This is a genomic window from Streptomyces diacarni (assembly GCF_003323715.1).
GTDB lineage: Bacteria > Actinomycetota > Actinomycetes > Streptomycetales > Streptomycetaceae > Streptomyces > Streptomyces diacarni.
In genome coordinates this window covers 33,660-54,414 of the sequence record NZ_QOIN01000071.1, presented here as the reverse complement: position 1 = coordinate 54,414, position 20,755 = coordinate 33,660, and the positions used below count along the sequence as shown (strand labels likewise).

At 72.2% G+C, this 20,755-nt stretch carries 15 protein-coding genes; 6 read left to right on the top strand and 9 right to left on the bottom strand.

All coding sequences use genetic code 11. The features are described 5' to 3' along the window. Window positions 1-19 precede the first annotated feature (19 nt). The 6 genes from DTL70_RS31995 to pdhA (DTL70_RS31970) are packed head-to-tail and all read right to left on the bottom strand — an operon-like array spanning window position 20 to window position 7,692. Window positions 20-1,102, bottom strand: a complete 1,083-nt coding sequence (locus tag DTL70_RS31995; protein ID WP_425470429.1) for a potassium channel family protein — start codon at window positions 1,100-1,102, stop codon at window positions 20-22. Continuing rightward, window positions 1,099-2,718: a molybdopterin molybdotransferase MoeA gene (locus DTL70_RS31990; protein ID WP_114025529.1), complete on the bottom strand. Its 1,620-nt coding sequence runs from the start codon at window positions 2,716-2,718 to the stop codon at window positions 1,099-1,101. Before DTL70_RS31990 ends, DTL70_RS31995 begins: the two co-directional genes overlap by 4 nt. Then, entirely contained in the window at window positions 2,715-3,851 is a 1,137-nt protein-coding gene (locus tag DTL70_RS31985; protein ID WP_114025528.1) for a DUF6457 domain-containing protein, read from the bottom strand. The genes DTL70_RS31990 and DTL70_RS31985 overlap by 4 nt, the downstream gene beginning before the upstream one ends. Before the next feature lie 3 nt (window positions 3,852-3,854). Then, window positions 3,855-5,414, bottom strand: coding sequence for a dihydrolipoamide acetyltransferase family protein (locus tag DTL70_RS31980; protein WP_114025527.1), 1,560 nt, complete (start codon window positions 5,412-5,414; stop codon window positions 3,855-3,857). Continuing rightward, the gene (locus DTL70_RS31975; protein ID WP_114025526.1) at window positions 5,414-6,502 is read right to left on the bottom strand and encodes an alpha-ketoacid dehydrogenase subunit beta; all 1,089 of its coding nucleotides are present in this window, start codon (window positions 6,500-6,502) and stop codon (window positions 5,414-5,416) included. The genes DTL70_RS31980 and DTL70_RS31975 overlap by 1 nt, the downstream gene beginning before the upstream one ends. Next, window positions 6,499-7,692 (bottom strand): pyruvate dehydrogenase (acetyl-transferring) E1 component subunit alpha, encoded by a 1,194-nt coding sequence (pdhA, locus tag DTL70_RS31970; RefSeq protein ID WP_245980227.1) that lies wholly within the window; start codon window positions 7,690-7,692, stop codon window positions 6,499-6,501. The genes DTL70_RS31975 and pdhA (DTL70_RS31970) overlap by 4 nt, the downstream gene beginning before the upstream one ends. 533 nt (window positions 7,693-8,225) lie before the next feature. Here pdhA (DTL70_RS31970) and DTL70_RS31960 point away from each other — a divergent pair. Then, window positions 8,226-8,900, top strand: coding sequence for an Lrp/AsnC family transcriptional regulator (locus DTL70_RS31960; RefSeq protein WP_245980225.1), 675 nt, complete (start codon window positions 8,226-8,228; stop codon window positions 8,898-8,900). A gap of 104 nt (window positions 8,901-9,004) precedes the next feature. On the opposite strand, the gene DTL70_RS31955 is transcribed toward DTL70_RS31960, so the two are convergent. Beyond that, window positions 9,005-9,616, bottom strand: coding sequence for a TetR/AcrR family transcriptional regulator (locus DTL70_RS31955; RefSeq protein WP_114025525.1), 612 nt, complete (start codon window positions 9,614-9,616; stop codon window positions 9,005-9,007). Window positions 9,617-9,908: 292 nt separating this feature from the next. On the opposite strand from DTL70_RS31955, the gene paaN reads away from it, so the two are divergent. Further along, window positions 9,909-11,612: a phenylacetic acid degradation protein PaaN gene (gene paaN, locus DTL70_RS31950; RefSeq protein WP_114025598.1), complete on the top strand. Its 1,704-nt coding sequence runs from the start codon at window positions 9,909-9,911 to the stop codon at window positions 11,610-11,612. A gap of 272 nt (window positions 11,613-11,884) precedes the next feature. Here paaN and DTL70_RS31945 read toward each other — a convergent pair whose 3' ends face one another. After that, window positions 11,885-13,654 carry a protein kinase domain-containing protein gene (locus DTL70_RS31945; RefSeq protein WP_114025524.1) on the bottom strand — a complete coding sequence of 590 codons (1,770 nt, stop codon included), beginning with the start codon at window positions 13,652-13,654 and terminating at the stop codon, window positions 11,885-11,887. Between the two features lie 449 nt (window positions 13,655-14,103). Between DTL70_RS31945 and DTL70_RS31940 the strand changes: the two genes are divergently transcribed. Together DTL70_RS31940 and DTL70_RS31935 are read left to right on the top strand one after the other, a co-directional pair. Then, a complete protein-coding gene (locus tag DTL70_RS31940) occupies window positions 14,104-15,747 on the top strand; it encodes a protein kinase domain-containing protein (protein ID WP_114025523.1) in 1,644 nt (547 codons plus the stop codon). Window positions 15,748-15,903: 156 nt separating this feature from the next. Beyond that, window positions 15,904-16,947: a phosphotransferase gene (locus DTL70_RS31935; protein WP_114025597.1), complete on the top strand. Its 1,044-nt coding sequence runs from the start codon at window positions 15,904-15,906 to the stop codon at window positions 16,945-16,947. A gap of 33 nt (window positions 16,948-16,980) precedes the next feature. Here DTL70_RS31935 and DTL70_RS31930 read toward each other — a convergent pair whose 3' ends face one another. After that, complete coding sequence (locus DTL70_RS31930) at window positions 16,981-17,748, bottom strand: response regulator (RefSeq protein ID WP_114025522.1); 768 nt, start codon at window positions 17,746-17,748, stop codon at window positions 16,981-16,983. 394 nt (window positions 17,749-18,142) lie between these two features. Here DTL70_RS31930 and pdhA (DTL70_RS31925) point away from each other — a divergent pair, with 394 nt between their 5' ends. Together pdhA (DTL70_RS31925) and DTL70_RS31920 are read left to right on the top strand one after the other, a co-directional pair. Continuing rightward, window positions 18,143-19,762 carry a pyruvate dehydrogenase (acetyl-transferring) E1 component subunit alpha gene (pdhA, locus tag DTL70_RS31925; RefSeq protein WP_114025596.1) on the top strand — a complete coding sequence of 540 codons (1,620 nt, stop codon included), beginning with the start codon at window positions 18,143-18,145 and terminating at the stop codon, window positions 19,760-19,762. A gap of 2 nt (window positions 19,763-19,764) precedes the next feature. Next, entirely contained in the window at window positions 19,765-20,745 is a 981-nt protein-coding gene (locus DTL70_RS31920) for an alpha-ketoacid dehydrogenase subunit beta (RefSeq protein ID WP_114025521.1), read from the top strand. Window positions 20,746-20,755: the final 10 nt, after the last annotated feature.

Here is a 20,755-nt window from a genome sequence, read left to right as displayed (position 1 = left end):
GGGCTCACCGCCGTGCCGGTCACCTCGGCTCGCCCCTGCGCTCGTCCGGTTGGGGGAGGGCTCGTGACGCCCGGTGGATGACGACCAGCCGGTCGGTCAGCGCCAGGCTGGCGGCCTCCGGATCGTCGTAGGCGAGTATCCGGTGGCCGCGGACGACGGAGACGACCAGGTCGTCGCACTCGCGCGGGGAGCGGCCCGCCTCCGCCTTGGTGACGGGGCGCTCCTTGAGGTCGAGTCCGGTGCCCCGCTGGATGAGGTCCTCCAGGACCGAGCTGGCGTTCGGGCTGAGCATGGCCAGACCGAGGAGCCGGCCCGCCGCGCTGGCGCTCGTGATGACCTGGTCGGCGCCCGACTGCCGCAGCAGCGGCGCGTTCTCCTCCTCCCGCACCGCCGCGACGATCTTGATGCGCGGGTTGAGCTGCCGCGCCGTCAGTGTGACCAGCACCGAGGTGTCGTCCCGCTGCGGTGCGATCACGATCTGCCGCGCCCGCTGCACCTCGGCACGGACGAGCACCTGGCTGCGGGTGGCGTCACCCTCCACACCCGCGAAGCCCTCCGCGTTGGCCGCCTTGACCGACTGCGGGTAGGCGTCGATGACGACGACCTGGTCGCGCCCCAGCCCCGTGGACAGCAGGGTCTGGATGGCCGAGCGGCCCTTGGTGCCGAACCCGACGACGACGGTGTGGTCGCGCAACGCGGACCTCCAGCGGTTCAGGCGCCACTGCTGACGGGTGCGGTCCGTCAGCGCCTCGAGCGTGGTGCCGATGAGAATGATCAGGAAGATCACGCGCAACGGCGTGATGACGAGAGTGTTGACCAGGCGCGCACTGTCCGAGCCCGGGGCGATGTCACCGTAACCGGTCGTCGAGAGCGTGACGGTCGTGTAGTACAGGCAGTCCAGGAACGTCATGTGGTCGTCGACGTCGTCCACGTAGCCGTCCCGGTCCACGTACACCAGCAGCACCGTCACCCACAGGACCAGGAGCGCCGCCAGCAGCCGCCGCATGACCTGCCGCAAGGGTGAGACGGAAAGGCGCGGCAGCAGCACCGAACCCTGCCGCTCGGTGTCGCCGTCCTCGCGTGAGCTGCTCAGCCGTCTCACCACGGGAGCTCCAATACCGTCACGTCCTCCCCCGGCGCCGCGCCACCGGGCGGCACGACGGCCAGCGCGTCACAGGAGGCGACCCCGCGCAGCATCGCGGGGCCCGCGTAGCGCAGCGGGCGCACGCGCGAGCGGACACCGGAACCCTCGCGCCGTACCGGCACGAGACGGGTGTCGCGCGGATGGCCCGGCACCTCGGCGCCCAGCGTCGCGGTGCGCGGCTTCGGTTCCGCCCGTCCCGCGAGGGCCCGCAGCAGTGGCCCGGCCAGCGTCACAAGGCCGGACAGCGCGGCCAGCGGGTTGCCCGGCAGACCGACCAGATACCGGGGGCGCGCTCCCGCTCGCGCTCCCGTCTCCGCTCCGGCGGCACCGGCCCGCGTCCGTGCGCCCGGCGTCGCCCCCGCCCCGTCGTCGGGGTCGTCGGGATCGAGCACGGCCAGCAGCATCGGATGCCCCGGCCGCACGCGCACCCCGTGCACGAGCAGCCGGGCGCCCACCCGGCGCAGCGTCGGCTGCAGGTGGTCGACGGGCCCAGCGGCCGTACCGCCGGTCGTGACCAGCACGTCGGCCGTCGTCCCCGACACCGCCTCGTAGAGGGCCTCGGCGTCGTCCCCCAGCAGCCGGGTGGCCGTCACGTCGGCACCCAGCGCCGTCAGCCACGGCTCGACCATCGGACCGAGCGCGTCCCGGATCCGGCCGTCGTGCGGCAGGCCTCTGTGCAGCAGTTCGTCGCCCAGTACCAGCACCTCGGCGCGCGGGCGCGCGACGACCTCCAACTCGTCGTACCCGGCGGCCGCCGCCAGCCCGAGCACGGCGGGGGTGACGGGCGAACCGGCGCCCAGCAGCGCGTCCCCCGTACGGCACTCCTGACCGCGCGGGCGGATGTCGGCTCCGGGCTGCGGTGGTGTCGCGGTACGCAGCCGCGCCGCGCCGGTCCGCTCGGCCGCCTCCCAGCGCAGCACGGCGCTCGTACCTGCCGGGACACGCGCACCGGTCGCGATGCGAACAGCCTCCCCGTCGGCCAAGCGCGGCGGGTCGAAACGGTCGCCCGCCAGGATCCCGGGGCGCTCCTCGCCGTCGTCCGTACGGGCGAGCTCCCACGGCCCAGGGCCTGAGACGGCCCAGCCGTCCATCGCCGAGGTGTCGAACGGCGGCAGGTCCGTGAGGGCCCGCACCGGTGCGGCCAGGGTGTGGCCCAGCGCCCGATTCAGGCCGAGCGAGGTCGGCGGTGGCGGTGCGGCCGCGGAGGCCGCCAGACCGACCGCATCGGACCAGGAGGGTGCCGTCTCGTGCGCTGCGTGTCCCTTGCGCCCCTCTCCGTCGCCCGGCCGCTCGGTCTCCCCGGAGGCTCCGGAAGCGTCCACCGGGTGCTGCGGAGCCGGGCGTGAGGCACCGTCCGCGTGCTCACCGCGGCCGGTGTGGCCCTCCTGTGCGGAGCGGCCCTGACCGTCCTCGGCCTGCCCTGCCGGGCCCACGGGCTCCATGGCGTCCTCGCCGTGCTCGCTCCACTGGATACGCCGGATGCGCTTGAGGCGCGGCGCGGGGGGCGGGTCCGGACGGGTCCGACCGCTGTTGGCCAGCGCGATGGCCTCGTCGAGTTCGTCGGCTCCGCTCATCGTTCGTCTGCGTTTTCCGCGTTGCCGGCCGCTGTGTCGTCGGTCGCCGTGCGGTCGCTCGCCGCGTCGGCGTCTGTCGCGTCACCGCTTGTCGGTGCGCTTGTCGGTGCGCTTGTCGGTGCGCCTGTCGAGGCGCCTGTCGAGGCACCTGTCGGTGAGTCGACGGCCTCGTCGGCCCAGCGCCTGGCCAGTTGCGCCGCGCGGGCCGCCGCCCGGGCGACGTCCTCGGGCGAACCGTCGGCGCGCGCCGACGCGTAGCCCACCAGGAAAGTGGTGAGCGGCGCGGCCGGACGCGCGACACCGTGCGCGGCGTCCCGGGCGAGGTCGAGCAGCGCGGAGGTGTCCACGTCGATGTCGATGCCCAGTTCCGCCTTGACTGCACCCATCCATTCATCCAGCACGGTGTCATGCTCCCTGATCCGGGCCCGTGCTGTGGCGATGTCGTCCCAGGTGTCGCAGTCCAGCGCGGCGGCGGCGACCCAGGGCGCGGACGAGGTGCTCACACGGCGCAGCCTCAGCCCCTCCAGTACGAGACGCAACGGCAGGCCCGACAGATGACCGTACTCGGTGCGCAGGAGCGCCAGTTCACGCCGCAGCGGCTCCAAACGGTACGCCGCGGTAAGCGGTTGGTCCCGCCCGTCGTGCGCGACGGCGGCCTCGGCTCCGCCGTCCAGCGCCACCAGCGTGTGCACCGTCTCGCGGGTCAGGAAGGGCAGGTCGGCCGAGACGACGAGCACGGGGACACCGGGCTTCGCGTGCAGCGCGCGCACACCCGCGTCCAGGGCGGCGAGCGGCCCGCCGCCCGGCGGGTCCTCGCGCACCCAGTCGACCGGGCGGTAGGTGGCGCGCCGCGGCCCCACCACGACCGTGGCCGCCGCGTCGGCGCACGCCGCCAGAACCCGGTCGAGGAGCGTCCTGCCGCCCACCGTGACAGCGGGTTTGTCCGCACCCCCCAGCCGGCTCGCCCCGCCGCCCGCGAGGACGAGCGCGGCGTACGGGCGGCCGTCGTCGCCCCCGCCCGTGCGCCCGGACGGATCGCCCGTGCGCCCGGACGGATCGCTCGGGAGTCCGGGCGGGGCGCCGGGGCGGTCGGGCGGTCCTGCTGCGGGGGGTCGTCCTGGAACGTGCGTCACGCATCAGAGCGTACGGAGGAGCCGTGCGGGTTGCTCCACGCAGTCCGCGACCAAGCGCAGAAAACCGCCCGCCGTGCCGCCGTCGCACACTCGGTGGTCGAACGTGAGGGAGAGCTGCACCACGCTGCGTACCGCCAGTTCCTCACCGACCACCCACGGCTTGCGCGCGATCCGGCCCACACCGAGCATCGCCGCCTCCGGATAGTTGATGATCGGAGTCGAGCCGTCCACCCCGAAGACGCCGTAGTTGTTCAGCGTGAACGTGCCGCCCGTCAGCTCCGTCGGGGAGAGCGTGCCCGCGCGTGCCGTCTCCGTCAGCCGGGACATCCGGTCGGTGAGCCGCTCGGCGGACAGCGTGTGCGCGTCCCGTACGACCGGAACGACGAGTCCTCTGTCCGTCTGCGCGGCGAACCCGAGGTGCACCTCGGGAAGCACGACGATCTCGCGCGCCACGGTGTCCACTCTCGCGTTCAACTCCGGGAAGCGGGTCAGCGCCGCCGTGCAGATGCGGCCCAGCAGCGCCAGCAGGGAGACCGGCGCGGCAGGCTCGCCGAGCGCGGAGGAGGCGGCGTTCATCTGCCGACGCGCCGCGAGGAGTTCCGTCGCGTCGGCGTCCACCCAGCAGGAGGCGTCGGGGATTTCGCTGCGGCTTCGGGAGAGCCGGTCGGCGGCCGTGCCGCGCATTCCGCGCAGCGGGATCCGGCGCTCAGCCCGCTCTGCCCCACCGGCCCGCTCGGCCGTGTGGCGCTCGTGACCACCACGCTCGTAGCCGTCTCGTTGCCCCCCGTACCCCTCCTGCTCGTCGCGGCCCCGCGCCGTGCGCGCGACGTGCGTCTCGGATGCCCGTACGGCGCGTTCCACGTCCGCGCGCAGGATGAGCCCGTCGGGACCGCTTCCGCGCATCTCTCGCAGGTCCACGGCGTGTTCGCGGGCCAGGCGACGTACGAGAGGGGAGATGACGGGCACGGGCGTGCGGGCGGTACCTTTCGTGCCGTGGTGCTGTCCGGTGCCGTTCGCGCCGAGGGGCCGTCCCGCGCCGTTCACCCCCGCATCCGGATCCGGGGCCCGCACCGCGGCGGGCTCGGGAGCGTGCGAGGTGACCCGGGGGCGCCGACCGGGCGCGGGAGCCGTCCCGTAGCCCACCAGGACGTTGCCCGAACCGCCGACGTGCTCCGGCTTCGGGCCGTCACCCGTCCCCTCTCCTCCGCCGCGTCCGTTTCCTGTCCCCGTCCGTTCCTCCTCTTCGCGCCTGTCGCCCCTTCCGCGCGCTGACCCGGCGGCGTCCCCGCGGGCGTCCCCGCGCGGGGCACTGTCCGACGGGCTCACCGCGACGGTGACCAGCGGCGCGCCGACCTCCACCTCGCCGCCCTCCTCGGCGGCGTGCGAGGTGACCATGCCGGCGTAGGGGCAGGGGACCTCGACGAGCGCCTTGGCCGTCTCCACCTCGACGACGGGCTGGTCCACCCGTACCGTCTCGCCGACCGCGACCAGCCACCTGACGACCGTCGCCTCGGTCAGCCCCTCGCCGAGGTCCGGGAGGCGGAACTCGCGCACCTCGCCCATCAGCCCGCACCCCCGCCCCGTTCCGCTTCACCCTGCTGACGGGTCCAGCCGCTCTCCCACTGGAGACGTGCGACGGCGTCCAGGATGCGGTCCACACCGGGCAGGTGGTGCCGCTCCAGCATCGGCGGCGGGTAGGGAATGTCGAAACCGGCGACGCGCAGCACCGGCGCCTCCAGGTAGTGGAAACAACGCTCCGTGACACGAGCGGCGATCTCCCCGCCGGGTCCCGCGAACCCGGGCGACTCGTGGACGACGACGGCCCGTCCCGTGCGCCGTACGGAGGCGACCACCGTCTCCTCGTCGAACGGCACGAGGGAACGCAGATCGACCACTTCCAGATCCCAGCCCTCGGCGCCCTCCTCCCGTGCGGCCTCGGCGGCCTCCAGGCACAGCGGAACAGAGGGCCCGTAGGTGATCAAAGTGGCGGAGGTGCCCCGGCGGCGGACGGCGGCCCTGCCGAGGCCGGGCACCTGTTCGGGCTCCTCGGGGCTCCAGTCGGCCTTGGACCAGTACAGCCGCTTGGGTTCGAGGAAGACCACCGGATCGTCGGACGCGATGGCCGCGCGCAGCAGCCCGTACGCGTCCGCGACCGTGGCCGGTGTGACCACATGCAGGCCCGGAGTGGCCATGTAGTACGCCTCGGAGGAGTCGCTGTGGTGCTCGACACCACCGATGCCTCCGCCGTACGGGATGCGTACGGTCAGCGGCATGGGCATCCGGCCCCGGGTGCGGTTGCGCATCCGGGAGACATGCGAGACCAGCTGTTCGAAACCGGGGAAGGCGAACGCGTCGAACTGCATCTCCACGACAGGACGCAGCCCGTACATCGCCATCCCGACCGCCGTGCCCAGGATGCCCGCCTCCGCCAGCGGGGTGTCGGCGCACCGCTGAGGGCCGAACTCGGCCGCCAGCCCGTCCGTCACCCGGAAGACGCCGCCCAGCGTGCCGACGTCCTCACCGAGGACGTGCACGTCCGGATCGTCGGCCATGGCGTCACGCAGGGCACGGCCCAGTGCCTGACCCAGGGTGGCGGGCTTGCGTCCGTCGGCGCCGCCTGCCTTGGGGGGCTGCCGCACTGCTGTGCTCATCGGGTCTCCTCCCCCGTCCTCCCACCGGCGCCACCGGCGGCGGGCTCGCCCGTCACCGACTGCCGGCGCGCGGCGTCGTCCGTCTGCCCGTCCGCGTTTTCGTTCGTCTGTCCCGCCGCGTTTTCGTCCGTCTGTCCGGCCCCGTGGGCGTCGGTCTGTCCGGCCTCGTACTCGTTCGTCTGTCCGGCCGTCGCCTCGGCTGCCAGTTCGGCTCGCAGCCGTCCGGCCTGCTCGCGCAGCTGCGGAGTCGGTTCGGCGTACACGTGGGCGAACAACTCCAGGGGGTCGAGAGCCGGGTCCTGGTTCATCCGCGACCGCAGGGCGGCCGCCTGTTCCTCGGCCGCCTCCTCGACCTGACGGGCTGCCTCCTCGTCCCACAGATCCCGCTGCCGCAGTTCACGCTCCAGCAGCGCCACCGGGTCGTGCGCGCGCCAGGCCTCGACCTCGGCGTCGGCGCGGTACCGCGTCGCGTCATCGGCGTTCGTGTGCGCCTCCAGGCGGTAGGTGACCGCCTCCACCAGCGTGGGACCACCCCCGGCACGGGCGCGCTCCAGCGCCTCCGTGAGCACCTCGTGCACCGCCACCGCGTCGTTGCCGTCCACCAGACGGCCCGGCACGCCGTATCCCACCGCCTTGTGCGCCAGGGAGGGCGCGGCCGTCTGCTTGGCCAGCGGAACGGAGATCGCGAAGCCGTTGTTCTGCACGAGGAAGACGACCGGGGCCTGCCAGACGGCGGCGAAGTTCAAGGCCTCGTGGAAATCGCCCTCACTCGTACCCCCGTCCCCCACCAGGGCGAGGGCCGCCACCTCATCCCCCTTCAGCCGCGCGGCGTGCGCCAGCCCCACCGCGTGCGGCAGCTGGGTGGCCAGCGGGGTGCACAGGGGAGCGACCCGCGTGCGCCGCGTGTCGTACCCGTGGTGCCAGTCACCGCGCAGCAGCGACAGCACCTCCATCGGGTCGAGGCCGCGGGCAACGGCCGCCAGGGTGTCGCGGTAGCTGGGGAAGAGCCAGTCGTGCTCCGCCAGGGAAAGTGCGGCGGCCACCTGGCACGCCTCCTGTCCCCGGGACGAGGGGTAGACGGCCAGCCGGCCCTGGCGGGTCAGCGCGGTGGCCTGCTCGTTGAACCGGCGTCCGTGGACGACCGCGGCGTACAGCCGGCGCAGCAGTTCGGCATCGGGGGCCGCGGCCACCTGCTCGCCCGCCAGTCCGGACGTTCCCGTGTCCCTTCCCGCCGTCCCTGCCCGCGGTGTCCCTGTCCGTGTCGCGCCTGTCCGCGCGGACCCGGCGCGCGTCGTCCCCGTCCGGGTGGACCGGGCGCGCGTCGCCTTCGTTTTCGTCCCCGTCGGCGCATCCGGTCGGGCTCCCAGTACCCGGTAGGGCTCGGCATCCGGCAGGAGAGGGGCCGCGTCGGCGCGGGGCCGCCAGGAGGGGGCATGCGCGGGGGCGTGGGTACCTGGCTGCTCTAGGACCGTCATGACGAGCACCTCCTCGTGCGGCGGGCTATCGCGTGCCGCGGGCCGGTACACCACCCTCCGCACGCCTGGCGCGCCGGCCTGCCGATGGCCGAACCATCGACAGGCCGGGACGGTGACCGCGTGGGCCACCCCTACCGATTGTTCGGTCGTCGGCACATTTTGGCTACGGGTGGCCCCAGCCTGTGGACAAACGGCTCGCAGAGCCGTTCGATGACCGCAGGGTGTCCACACAGGGGAGGTGGGGGACCGTGCCGGATGAACAGATGGCACACGGGCCGGAGGAAGCGGCTCGGGGGCCGCGGGCAGCGGTCCACGGACCGCCGGACGAGGGGACCGGGCAGCCCCGCCAGACGGGCGACCGCCCCGAGTCCCGTCCGGAAGCCCGTCCCGAGCCCCGAGCGGAAGCGCGCCCCGACGCCCGTCCCGAGCCCCGAGCGGAAGTCCGTCCCGAACCACGCGCGGACGCCCGTCCTCCGGCCAGGCCGCTCGACGCGATCGACCGGGACCTGCTGCGGCTGCTCCGGGCGGACGGCAGAGCTTCCATACGGTCGGTCGCCGAACGCGTGCACGTGTCCCGTGCCAACGCCTACGCGCGCATCAACCGGCTGCTCGACGACGGTGTCATCCGCGGTTTCAGCGCGCGCATCGACCAGGAGCGAGCCGGACACGGTGCCTCCGCCTACATCACGCTCAAGATCGTTCAGAACTCCTGGCGCAGCGTCCGCGAGAAACTCCAAGAACTGCCGGGTGCCGCGCACATGGCGCTGGTCAGCGGTGATTTCGACGTGCTGCTGCTGGTGCACACCCCGGACACCAGGGCGTTGCGTGACCTGGTACTCACCCGCATCCAGTCCTTCCCCGAGGTGCTGAGCACCCGCACCCTGCTGGTGTTCGAGGAGACCGATCTGGAGCCGGGACCCTAGCGGCGCGGACGTTGCCCGGCGGGGCCGGACCCGTCAGGTAAGGCGGGCGCCGCGAGGCAGGGCGGACGCCGCGAGGCAGGGCCGGGCGATGCCCGGCAAGGGTGTCAGTGGGTGCGCAGGCCCGCGAAGGCGGTGCGGACCACGGCCTCGGCGACCTCGGCGCTGGTGTCGCCGCCACCCGTGCCGTGGCCGGAGGCGGCGCGATCGGGGCGGTACCACTCGGCGATGGAGTTGATCATTCCGAACAGCAGCCGGGTCGCCAGCCGCGCGTCCACGTCCGCACGCAGATCGCCGTCGGCTGCGGCCCGCTTGACCAGCTCGGCCACCCGCTGGTCGAACTCGCGGCGCCGGCCCATCGCCCACACCTCGGTGTCCGTGTTGCCCCGGACCCGCAGCAGCAGCGTCACGTACGGCAACTCGGACATCAGGACCTCGACCGTGCGGCGCGTGACGTGCTCCAGCCGTGCCAGCGCGCGCCCCTCGCCCGCCGCGGGCTCGTCCAGCACCGCGAACAGGCTGTCGAGCGCGCGGCTTATCGCCCGGTGCAGCAGCTCTTCCTTGCCCCGTACGTGGTGGTAGATCGAGGACTTGGAGATGCCGGCCGCCTTGGACAGGTGCTCCATCGAGGTGCCGTCGTAGCCCCGCTCGTTGAACACCCGCACGGCGACGGAGAGCAGTGAGTCGGGCGTGTAGGTGTCGCGCTTGACCGTGGGCATGCGGCCGATGCTAGCCGGGGCGTCGCCGACGCCGGCCGGGGCGTCGAGAGGGGCCTGACCGGGTGCCCTGCCGGGGGCCGCCCGCTCGCTGGAGGTGCGGACGGTCTGGTCAGCGTCCTGTTCAGGGGGTCGGGGGAAGTTATCCACAGGTTCGGGGACCCCCTTGCACCGACCGATCGTTCGGTAGCAGTATCTCTCACGTGAACGGCACCGGCAACGCCGCGTGCCCGAGCAAGCCTGCACCACCGTCGCCACCCGCATCCCGTCCCAGCTCAGCGAGGAGTTGGTCCGCGTGACCACCGGTACCGGAACGACCACTGCCCAGCTCATCGACAAGCACCGCCCCACCCTGGACCGCGCGCTGGAGGCGATTCGCACCCGCGAGTTCTGGACTCCGCACCCCGAGCATCCCAAGGCGTACGGCGAAGGCGCGGCCGAGGAGGGCAAGGCGGCGTTCGACGCGCTGAGGGGCGGCCGGTTCGAGCTCCCGGGCCAGCCGGTGTCCGGCGCTTGGGTGGCCACCGAAGTGTCGCCGTACGGGCTGGAGATGGACATCTCCTACCCACGCACTGACGAGGGCGCCATCGATGCCCTGCTGCCCGTCATGCGGGGCGGTCTGCCGGCCTGGCGGAAAGCGGGGCCGGAGGGGCGCGCGGCGGTCTGCCTGGAGATCCTGGCGCGGATCAGCGCCCGTACCCATGAGTTCGCCCAGGCCGTGATGCACACCAGCGGTCAGGCGTCCATGATGGCGTTCCAGGCAGGTGGGCCGCATGCGCAGGACCGGGGCATGGAAGCGGTGGCGTACGCCTACGCCGAGCAGGTGCGCACACCCGAGCGGGCCGACTGGGAAAAACCGCAGGGCAAGCGCGAACCGCTCCGTGTCGTGAAGGAATTCACCGCCGTCGGCCGTGGCATCGCGCTGCTGATCGGGTGCAACACCTTCCCCACCTGGAACGGCTTCCCAGGTTTCTTCGCCTCCCTCGCGACCGGCAACGCCGTGCTGGTCAAGCCGCACCCTCGGGCGGTCCTGCCCCTCGCCCTGACGGTGCGGATCGCCCGCGAGGTCCTGATCGAGGCGGGGTTCGCCGCCGACCTGGTGGCGCTGGCCGCCGAGGCGGAGGGCGACGGCATCGCCAAGGACCTGGCGACCCGGCCCGAGGTCCGGGTGATCGACTACACCGGAAGCTCCGCCTTCGGCGAGTGGCTGGAGACCAACGCCCGCCAGGCCCGGGTCCACACGGAGAAGGCGGGCGTCAACACCGTCGTCATCGATTCCACGGACGACTACGCCGGCATGCTCGCCAACCTGGCCTTCTCCCTGTCCCTCTACAGCGGCCAGATGTGCACCACCCCGCAGAACCTGTTGATCCCCGCCGCCGGCATCAGCACCGAGTCGGGGCACAAGGGCTACGACGAGGTGGTGGCGGATCTCGGCGCGGCCGTCGGGAAGCTGCTGGGCGACGACGCACGGGCCAACGCTCTGCTGGGCGCGCTGGTCAACGAGCAGGTGCGCGGACGCGTGGAGACGGCCTCCGCACTCGGTGAGGTCGCCCTGCCCTCCCGCGTGGTGGAGCACCCGGAGTTCCCCGGAGCCACGGTGCGCACCCCGGTGATCGTCAAGCTCGACGGCACCAAGCAGGAAGAGGACGCGCCCTATCTGGAGGAGTGCTTCGGGCCTGTCTCCTTCGCGGTGGCTGTCGGCTCCACCGAGGAGGCGTTGGAGCTGCTCGGGCACACCCTGTTGGCCAGGGGCGCCATGACGGTCTCGGCGTACACCACCTCGCCCGAGGTGGCCCGCCAGGTGGAAGAGGTCTGCTTCTCCGAGCCCGCCCAGCTCTCGCTCAACCTCACGGGCGGTGTCTATGTCAACCAGACGGCCGGCTTCAGCGACTTCCACGGCTCAGGCGGCAACCCGGCGGCCAACTGCACCCTGTGCGACGGCGACTTCGTATCCGGCCGCTTCCGCGTGGTGGAGGTGAGGCGGATGGCGCAGTGACGATCCCGTAGGGCCCCGCCCTTACCGCCCTTACCGCGGTGCACCCGGCGGCCCACTGCGGTGCACCCAGCGCCCCATCGCGGCGAGCCCTACGCCTCTCTCCCCTGCCACAAAACTCAACAGAGAGTCCCTGTACCCAGGCGGAACACGCCCCGGGGAGCGGAAAGGGGGCCTCCCCCAAGGGGCGGCCCCCACCGCGGAAGTGGTCCGCTCGGCTACCCGGCTACCCGGCTACCCGGCTGCCCTCAGCCACCCGGCTATCCGGCTGTCCCTCAGCTCCCCGGCTGCCCCGTGGAAACCGTCAGGTCGACCTCGTCCTTCTTCGGGTTGAAGTCGTCGAGGGAGCCCGGGTTCTGGTCGAGGACCTGGTTCTTGCCGAAGACGTTCTCGTCCTCCATCGTCACGTCGCCGAGCTTCCAGCCCGCGGCGCGCAGGCAGGCCTTCACGGAGGTGAGGTCCTTGTAGGTCATGTCGGGCATCATGACGTTGCCGTTGTGCTCGTACGTCTCGGTGGCGCCGGTGCACTTCTCCTTGTCGATGGTCCGGCTCTTGTCCGGTCCCTTGAAGCCGCCCGAGTTGGAGCCGCTGTCGCCGCTGTCCCCGCCCTCGCTGCCACCGGGGTCGGCGGAGGCGGTGGGCTTGTCCTTGGCGGTGGGCTTGGCTTCGGGGTCGTCGCCGCTGTCCCCGGTCAGGTTGATGATCACGAAGACGAGGGCGACGATGACGGCGACGGCGGCGAGACCGTACGCGGCCATGGCGCCGGAGGACATCTTCTTGCCGGGCCCGCCACCGTTGCCCTGGCCGGAGCCGCCGGCGGCGTTGATGGTGTAGGGCGGCGGCGTGGAGGGGCCGCCGGTGCCGTACGAGGACTGAGGGTAGCCGTAACCGGCGGGTGCGGTGTTCTGGGCGTGCGGCGGCGGGGTGGAGGGCCCGAAGCCCCCGCTGTTGTACGGCCCCGGCTGCCCCTGCCCTGGCACCTGCCCCGGGCCCGGCATTTGGCCGTGCCCCTGCGGCGGCTGGTACGGCATCTGGACGCCCGCGCCACCCTGTTGCGGCTGGGAGTTGGCGTCCACGGGCGGGAAGACGGCCTGTCCGACGCCGGCGCCGCTGGCGGGTGGGCCGCCGCTGATGATGAGCGGCGAGGCGCCCGAGGCGAGTCCTGAGCCGCCGATGCGGGTGACCTCGTCGTGCATCGAGTCGGCGGAGGGGAAGCGCTCGTTGGGGTTCTTCTTCAGCGTCCGGGCGACGAGCGCGTCCACGGCCGCCGGGATGGACTGGTTGATGGAGGACGGCGAGACCGGCTCTTCCTGCACGTGCGCGTAGGCGATGGCGAGCGGGGAGTCGGCGTCGAAGGGGAGCCGTCCGGTCAGCAGCTCGAAGAGCATGATGCCGACGGAGTACAGGTCGGAGCGGGCGTCCACGCCGCGGCCCAGCGCCTGCTCGGGGGAGAGGTACTGGGGGGTGCCGACGACCATGCCGGTCTGGGTCATGGAGGTCACGCCGGACTGCATGGCGCGCGCGATGCCGAAGTCCATGACCTTGACCACGCCACGCTTGGTGAGCATCACGTTGCCGGGCTTGATGTCCCGGTGGACGAGGCCCATCTCGTGGCTGACCTCGAGGGCGGCGAGCACGTCGCCGGTGATCTTCAGCGCCTTTTCGGCGGGCATCGCGCCATGCTGGGCGATGTCCTCGTCGAGGACGGTGCGCAGCGGCTTGCCCTCGACGTACTCCATGACGATGTACGGCACCAGCGCGCCGTCGATCTCGTCCTCGCCGGAGTCGAAGACGGAGACGATGTTGGTGTGGGTCAGCTTGGCCACGGACTGGGCCTCGCGGCGGAACCGCTCGCGGAAGGACTGTTCGCGGCCCAGTTCGGTGTGGAGGGTCTTGACCGCGACCTGCCGGTCGAGCACGGAGTCGTAGGCGAGGTAGACGGAGGCCATCCCACCGGCGCCCAGCAGTGAGCGAAGCTGGAATCTTCCTCCGCCGACCATGCGGCCCAAGTAGTTGCCGGCCGCCTGTGCGCCGTCGTCGCTCATCTGACTGCTTCCCCCTCGGCGGCGCTGCCCCCGTGCAGGTACGTTGAGTGATCCTTTTGACCGTGATACTGGCCCAAGTTTGCCCGGGGCCTCGGTCACGTCAAGCTCGTTGCCCGTTCCGTGACCGAATGCGCATACGCCCTTCGCGAGCGATGTGTCACACGCCGGCCGGGCGGCGTCACACGCTCACAAGGACGCGGCTCCGAGCGGTTCACCGAGCCTAGAGGGTGCGGTTCACAGGCCGTGCGCTGGGTCGCCGCCCCCGGGGGGAGGGGCGCGGGCGCGGGGTGCCGAAGCCAACTTGCGGGGCCGGTACGTCAGCTTGTTGGATGCGACTGGCGTAGCTCGGTATTCCGTCCCATCCATCCACCCCCCCGCGTGCCTGTAGCCTCCTTGGGGGGAGTATCCACCGCGCGAAGTCCGCGGATTCGAATCGACGGCGAGGACTGATGGCACAGACGCAAGCCGCCGGGGGCCCTTCGGACCCCGACGCGACGGGCGGCGGCTCCCTGCCCGATTCGCCGGAGTTGTGGGGCAACAACGGCCTGGTCGGTGACGGCAGGTACCGCCTGACGCACCGCCTCGGGCGCGGTGGCATGGCAGAGGTCTTCGGTGCCGAGGACCTGCGTCTCGGACGTACGGTCGCGGTCAAGCTGCTCCGCGCCGACCTGGCCGAGGACCCCGTCTCCAAGGCGCGCTTCACGCGTGAGGCCCAGTCCGTCGCGGGACTCAACCACCACTCCGTCGTCGCGGTCTACGACTCCGGCGAGGAGGTGATCGGCGGCAACATCACGCCGTACATCGTGATGGAGCTCGTCGAGGGCAGCACGATCCGTGATCTGCTGCTGACCGCTGACGCGCCGCCGCCGGACCAGGCGCTGATCATCGCGTCCGGGGTGCTGGAGGCGCTGGCCTACAGCCATCAGCACGGCATCGTGCACCGTGACATCAAGCCCGCGAACGTGATCATCACGCGGGGCGGCGCGGTGAAGGTGATGGACTTCGGCATCGCCCGCGCCCTGCACGGTGCGTCGAACACCATGACGCAGACCGGCATGGTGATGGGTACTCCGCAGTACCTCTCCCCCGAGCAGGCGCTCGGTAAGACGGTGGACGCGCGCTCGGACCTGTACGCCACGGGGTGTCTGCTCTACGAGCTGCTGACGCGGCGCCCTCCGTTCACGGGTGAGACCCCGCTGTCGGTGGTCTACCAGCACGTGCAGGATGATCCGGTGCTCCCGTCCGAGGTGTCGGACGCGGTTCCGCCGGAGCTGGACGGTCTGACGATGCGCGCGCTGGCCAAGGAGCCGGACGACCGGTTCCAGACGGCTGAGGAGATGCGCGGGCTCACCCAGTACGCGCTGCAGATGCTGCACGAGCAGGGCGGCCACACCGGCGGCCTGTGGGACACGGGTCCGACCGCGCACTACGGCGGCTCGACCCCGGCCATGGGCGTGCCCGGCGCCGGTGCGCGCGCCCACCCCTCGCATTCCGACACGTCGCAGATGGGTGCTCCGCTGCTGGCGGGCCCGCGGGACGACGACGGTGGCTTCGACGGTGGGGCCCGTGGTGGCGGCCGTGGGGGCCGCGGCGGTGGTGGCGGCAAGGGGTTCAGGTACGCGCTGGTGGCGTTCTTGGCGGTCATCGCGATCGCGGGTGGCATCTTCTTCGCGCTCGGGCAGGACAACGACGGCAAGGACAACAAGCCGGACAAGCCGGATACCACCAAGACGGAGCCGAAGGACAAGAAGTCCAGCGACGATCCGGACCCCACCCCGTCGGAGACGGAGCAGGACCAGCCGGGCACCAGCGACGGCGGCACGGGCGACTGGACGCCCAGCGACCGGCCTTCGGAGACGGGGCCGAGCGATACCGACCCGAGCCCGACGCAGCCGTCGGAGACCGGTGACCCCTCGCAGACGCACAACGGCGGCAACGAGGGCGGCGGTCCGAGTGACGGTGGCGACAGCGGTGATAAGCCGTCCAACCCGGACTCGCCTCCTCCCGGGGGCGGCAACGAGAACGGCGGCGACAACGGGGACAGCGGCGACGGCGGTCTCATCGGCAGCAATCAGGGTGCCGGCGACGAGTGATCCGGCGGCGGCGCCGACCCGTCGGAAGGGCCGACCCGTCGGCAGGGCCTGCCCGCACCCGTAGACAGGCAGTGAGCACACACGTCCGTAGTGGGTGGGGTGCGGGCTGTTGACGGCTGCGGGGTGTGGTCCGGTGTGCGGCCCTACGATGCCGCCGTGCAGCCGTCTTCCCTTTCCCGGACCCTGACTCAGGGCACGCTCGACGTCCTGTTGGGGCGGTACGCGGACGTGGGGGATCCCGTGGCGTGCGAGCCCGTCTCGCACGGGCTGCTCAACAGGGGGTACCGGGTGACGACGACCCGGGGGCGCTACTTCCTCAAACACCATCTGGACGGCCAGTCCGCGCGCTCCCGTATCGAGCGCCGGCACCGGGCGGCGGCGCGCCTCGGTGAGCTGGGGCTGCCCGTGGTGCCCGTGGTGCCGGACGCGGAGGGCAGGTCGGTGGTGGTGGCGGCGGACGGCCGCTGCTTCGCGCTGCACCCCTGGATCGAGGGCGGGCACCGGCACGGCAGCGAGCTGTCTCTGGCACAGTGCGCCGGGCTGGGCACCCTGCTGGGGCGGGTGCACACCCGGCTGGCGGGGGCCGGCGTGCCGAAGGCTCCGCGCGGTGCGCAGGGGAGCGCCGATCCGGCGGCGACGTACGAGACGATCGGTGCGCTGTTGGAGCGGGTGCGGGCGCGGCGGTGTCGGGACAGTTTCGATGAGCTGGCCGAGCACCGGCTGACCGAGCGCAGGGCGCTGCTGCGGCGCCACGCGCGCCAGCGGCCCGACGCCGTGCAGGACCGGTTCTACGGCTGGGTGCACGGGGACTTCCATCCGCTGAACCTGCTGTACGCGCCGGGCGGCGCCACGGCGCGTGTGGTGGCGATCCTCGACTGGGACCGGCTGAGTGTGCAGCCGCGTGCCGAGGAGGCCGTGCGGGGCGCGGCGATCTTCTTCCTGCGGCCTGGCGGCACCTTGGACCTGCGCAGGGTGCGGGCCTTCGCGCGGGCCTACCGGGGCGGCGCGCGCGCTCCCCGCGAGGAGCTGGCGGCCGCCGTGCACCGGGTGTGGTGGGAGCGGTTGAACGATTTCTGGATGCTGCGCTGGCGCTACGAGCGCCGCGACGGCCGGGTGGATGTGCAGTTCCCGGCCGCGGCGGCGCTCGTGGTGTGGTGGACGGCGCACTACGAGGCGGTGCGCGCCGCCTTCTGCGACTAGAAGTGGCCCCGGCCAGGCGCGGTGGGGACGGTGTCACCCGTGGTGCGGGTCGTCGTGGCCGTCGGAGGCGCGGAGTCTGGCGATGTAGGCGGCGGCCTGGGTGCGCCGTTCCATGCCGAGCTTGGCCAGGAGCCCGGACACGTAGTTCTTGACCGTCTTCTCGGCCAGGTGCAGCCGTTCGCCGATCACCCGGTTGGTCAGCCCCTCGCCGATCAGTCCGAGGATGGTGCGCTCCTGGGGGGTGAGGGTGGCCAGCCTCTCGTCCCGTCGCGCGGCGTGGCCGCCGCCGGAGTCGGAGCCCGCACCGGAATCGGTGCCGGCATCGGGATTGGCCTCCGCCCCGGAATCGGTGGTGGCGCCCGTGGCTGAGCCGTGCAGCCGGTCCAGCAGGCGCCGGGTGTCGGCGGGGTCGAGCAGTGAGGCGCCCGTCGCGACCTCGTGCACCGAGCGGAGGAGTTCGCCGCGGCTGAGTTCCTTGAGGACGTATCCGGAGGCGCCGGCCATCACGGAGGCCAGGAGTGCCTCGTCGTCGGTGTAGGAGGTGAGCATCAGGCAGTGGACGGACTCGTCGCGGGAGCGGACCTCGCGGCAGACCTCGATGCCGCTGCCGTCGGGCAGCCGCACGTCCAGGATGGCCACGTCGGGGCGGGTGGCGGCGATGCCGTCGAGCGCGTCGGCCGCCGTGCCGGCCTCTCCGGCGATTTCGAGGGCGGGGTCGGCGGCGAGCATGTCGCGTACGCCTCTGCGGACGACCTCATGGTCGTCTACCAGGAATACCCGGGTTCGTCCGTTTTCGGGCACATTCTCAGTCTCACATACTGATCGGCTCTTCACTCTTCCCGGGTCCCCGCACCCCGGGTTACCGTGCGGGTGTCCGCGGCTCGCGAGGCCGTGACCAGTGATGTCCCGACTCATCGCACACATACTTGGACTTCCGGGTTCTTACTTGGATATCCGAGCAAAGTTGCAGGTCAGGGCCGCCTCGTGCGTCTATGGAGATGCCAGCCATGGCTGGGGCGCCCCGACGGGGTCGGTACAGCGGGCCGCGACCGGGACATGCAGTCACCACCCGGTGCCGACCGCGACGCTCCCACCCCGTGCGCCGCACGGGACCGGGCGAGCCTCCCCCCGCCAGTGGGTGGGGGAGCCCCAGGTCACCGGCAATCCCGGGGGCCGGACAGACGGAGGAGCACACGTGACCGTGGAGAGCACTGCCGCGCGGAGCACCGCGCGCCGCAGCGGCACCGGAGGAAAGGGCGCCACCCAGGCCGCTCCCGGCGGCGACGCCGCGAACGGCAGGGCGGAGGCCGGCGAGGCCACCGCCACCGGCGAGCCCCGCAAGTCCCGCAAGCCCGCAGCGAAGGCTTCGAACGCTTCTGCGAAGGCCTCGGCGAAGGCTTCTGCCAAGGCGCCGGCGAAGAAGGCGGCCGGAAGCGCCGCGAAGACCTCGTCGGGGAGCACGCCGAAGACCGCCTCGAAGACGTCTTCGAAGGCCCCCTCGAAGCCCGCTCCGAAGGCGTCTTCCAAGACGGCCTCGAACGCCGCCGCGAAGAACGGGTCGAAGGCCGCGTCCAGGAGCACGGCGAGTAGCACGGCGAAGAACGGGTCGAAGGCCCCGGCGAAGCGCTCCACGAAGGCGCAGGCCACCTCCTCGCGCACCGCCGCCGCCCGCCCGGCCCGCAGCGGCGGCTCCGCGCGCGGCACCGGCATCGGCGCCGCGCCCGTCGAGCCCGAGCTGGTGCAGCTGCTCACCCCGGAGGGCGAGCGCGTCACCCATTCGGAGTACGACGTCGATCTGAGTGCGGAGGAGCTCCAGGGCCTCTACCGTGACATGGTGCTCACGCGCCGTTTCGACGCGGAGGCCACCGCGCTCCAGCGGCAGGGCGAGCTCGGCCTGTGGGCGTCCCTGCTCGGCCAGGAGGCTGCGCAGATCGGCTCCGGCAGGGCTCTGCGCCCGGACGACTACGTCTTTCCCACCTACCGCGAGCACGGCGTCGCCTGGTGCCGCGACGTGGATCCGACGATGCTGCTGGGCATGTTCCGCGGTGTGAACAACGGCGGCTGGGATCCGAACAGCAACAACTTCCACCTCTACACGATCGTGATCGGCTCCCAGGTCCTGCACGCGGCCGGGTACGCGATGGGTGTGGCCAAGGACGGCGCGGACTCGGCCGTCGTCGCCTACTTCGGTGACGGTGCCTCCAGCCAGGGAGACGTGGCCGAGGCGTTCACGTTCGCCGCGGTCTACAACGCCCCGGTCGTCTTCTTCTGCCAGAACAACCAGTGGGCGATCTCCGAGCCCACCGAGCGCCAGTCCCGGGTGCCGATCTACCAGCGCGCCCAGGGCTTCGGTTTCCCCGGCGTCCGCGTCGACGGCAACGACGTGCTGGCCTGCCTGGCGGTGACCAAGGCGGCCGTGGAGCGTGCGCGCAGGGGTGAGGGTCCGATGCTCATCGAGGCGTTCACCTACCGCATGGGCGCCCACACCACCTCCGACGACCCGACCCGCTACCGGGCGGACGACGAGCGCGCCGCCTGGGAGGCGAAGGACCCGATCCAGCGGCTGCGAGGCTACCTGGAGCGCGAGGAGCTGGCCGACTCCGCCTTCTTCGCCTCGATCGACGAGGAGAGCGAGGAGATGGGCCGGCACGTGCGTGACGCCATCCGTACGATGCCCGATCCCGACACCATGGCGATGTTCGAGAACGTCTACGCGGACGGGCACGCGCTCGTGGACGAGGAGCGCGCACAGTTCGCCGCCTACCAGGCGTCGTTCGAGCCCGAGAGTGTCTCCGGCGTGGGGGAAGGTAAGTGACCATGGCCGTTCAGAAGCTCCCCCTCGCCAAGGCGATCAACGCCTCGCTGCGCACCGCGCTGGAGAACGATCCGAAGGTCCTCGTCATGGGCGAGGACGTCGGCAAGCTCGGTGGCGTCTTCCGCGTCACCGACGGGCTGCAGAAGGACTTCGGCGAGGACCGGGTCGTGGACACGCCGCTGGCCGAGTCCGGCATCGTCGGCACCGCGATCGGCCTGGCCTTGCGCGGCTACCGGCCCGTCGTCGAGATCCAGTTCGACGGCTTCGTCTTCCCCGCCTACGACCAGATCGTCACCCAGCTCGCCAAGATGCACGCGCGGGCCCTGGGCAAGATCAAGCTGCCCGTCGTCATCCGGATTCCCTACGGTGGCGGCATCGGCGCCGTCGAGCACCACAGCGAGTCGCCGGAGACGCTGTTCGCGCACGTCGCGGGCCTCAAGTGCGTCTCGCCCTCCAACTCCTCCGACGCCTACTGGATGCTGCAGCAGGCCATCGAGAGCGACGACCCGGTCATCTTCTTCGAGCCCAAGCGGCGCTACTGGGACAAGGGCGAGGTCGACCCCTCCGCCATCCCGGCCCCGCTGCACTCCGCGAAGATCGCCCGCCAGGGCACCGCGCTCACCCTGGCCGCCTACGGCCCGATGGTGAAGGTCTGCATGGAGGCGGCGGCCGCCGCCGAGGAGGAGGGCAACTCGCTGGAGGTCGTGGACCTGCGCTCCATGTCGCCGATCGACTTCGACACCGTGCAGCGTTCCGTCGAGCGGACGGGCCGCCTCGTGCTCGTCCACGAGGCGCCGGTCTTCCTGGGCACCGGTGCCGAGATCGCCGCCCGCATCACCGAGCGGTGCTTCTACCATCTTGAAGCACCGGTGCTGCGCGTCGGCGGGTTCCACGCGCCGTACCCACCGGCGCGGCTGGAGGACGAGTACCTGCCGAACCTGGACCGGGTGCTCGATGCCGTCGACCGCGCGCTGGCGTACTGAGGAGAGCCGT

Excerpts from the sequence above, each read along its gene's own strand:
- DTL70_RS31955 (WP_114025525.1), bottom strand. The coding sequence starts at position 9,616 with ATGCCCACGGTCAAGCGCGACACCTACACGCCCGACTCACTGCTCTCC.
- DTL70_RS31945 (WP_114025524.1), bottom strand. The coding sequence starts at position 13,654 with ATGAGCGACGACGGCGCACAGGCGGCCGGCAACTACTTGGGCCGCATG.
- DTL70_RS31940 (WP_114025523.1), top strand. The coding sequence starts at position 14,104 with ATGGCACAGACGCAAGCCGCCGGGGGCCCTTCGGACCCCGACGCGACG.
- DTL70_RS31990 (WP_114025529.1), bottom strand. The coding sequence starts at position 2,718 with ATGAGCGGAGCCGACGAACTCGACGAGGCCATCGCGCTGGCCAACAGC.
- DTL70_RS31920 (WP_114025521.1), top strand. The coding sequence starts at position 19,765 with ATGGCCGTTCAGAAGCTCCCCCTCGCCAAGGCGATCAACGCCTCGCTG.
- DTL70_RS31980 (WP_114025527.1), bottom strand. The coding sequence starts at position 5,414 with ATGGGCGAGGTGCGCGAGTTCCGCCTCCCGGACCTCGGCGAGGGGCTG.
- DTL70_RS31975 (WP_114025526.1), bottom strand. The coding sequence starts at position 6,502 with ATGAGCACAGCAGTGCGGCAGCCCCCCAAGGCAGGCGGCGCCGACGGA.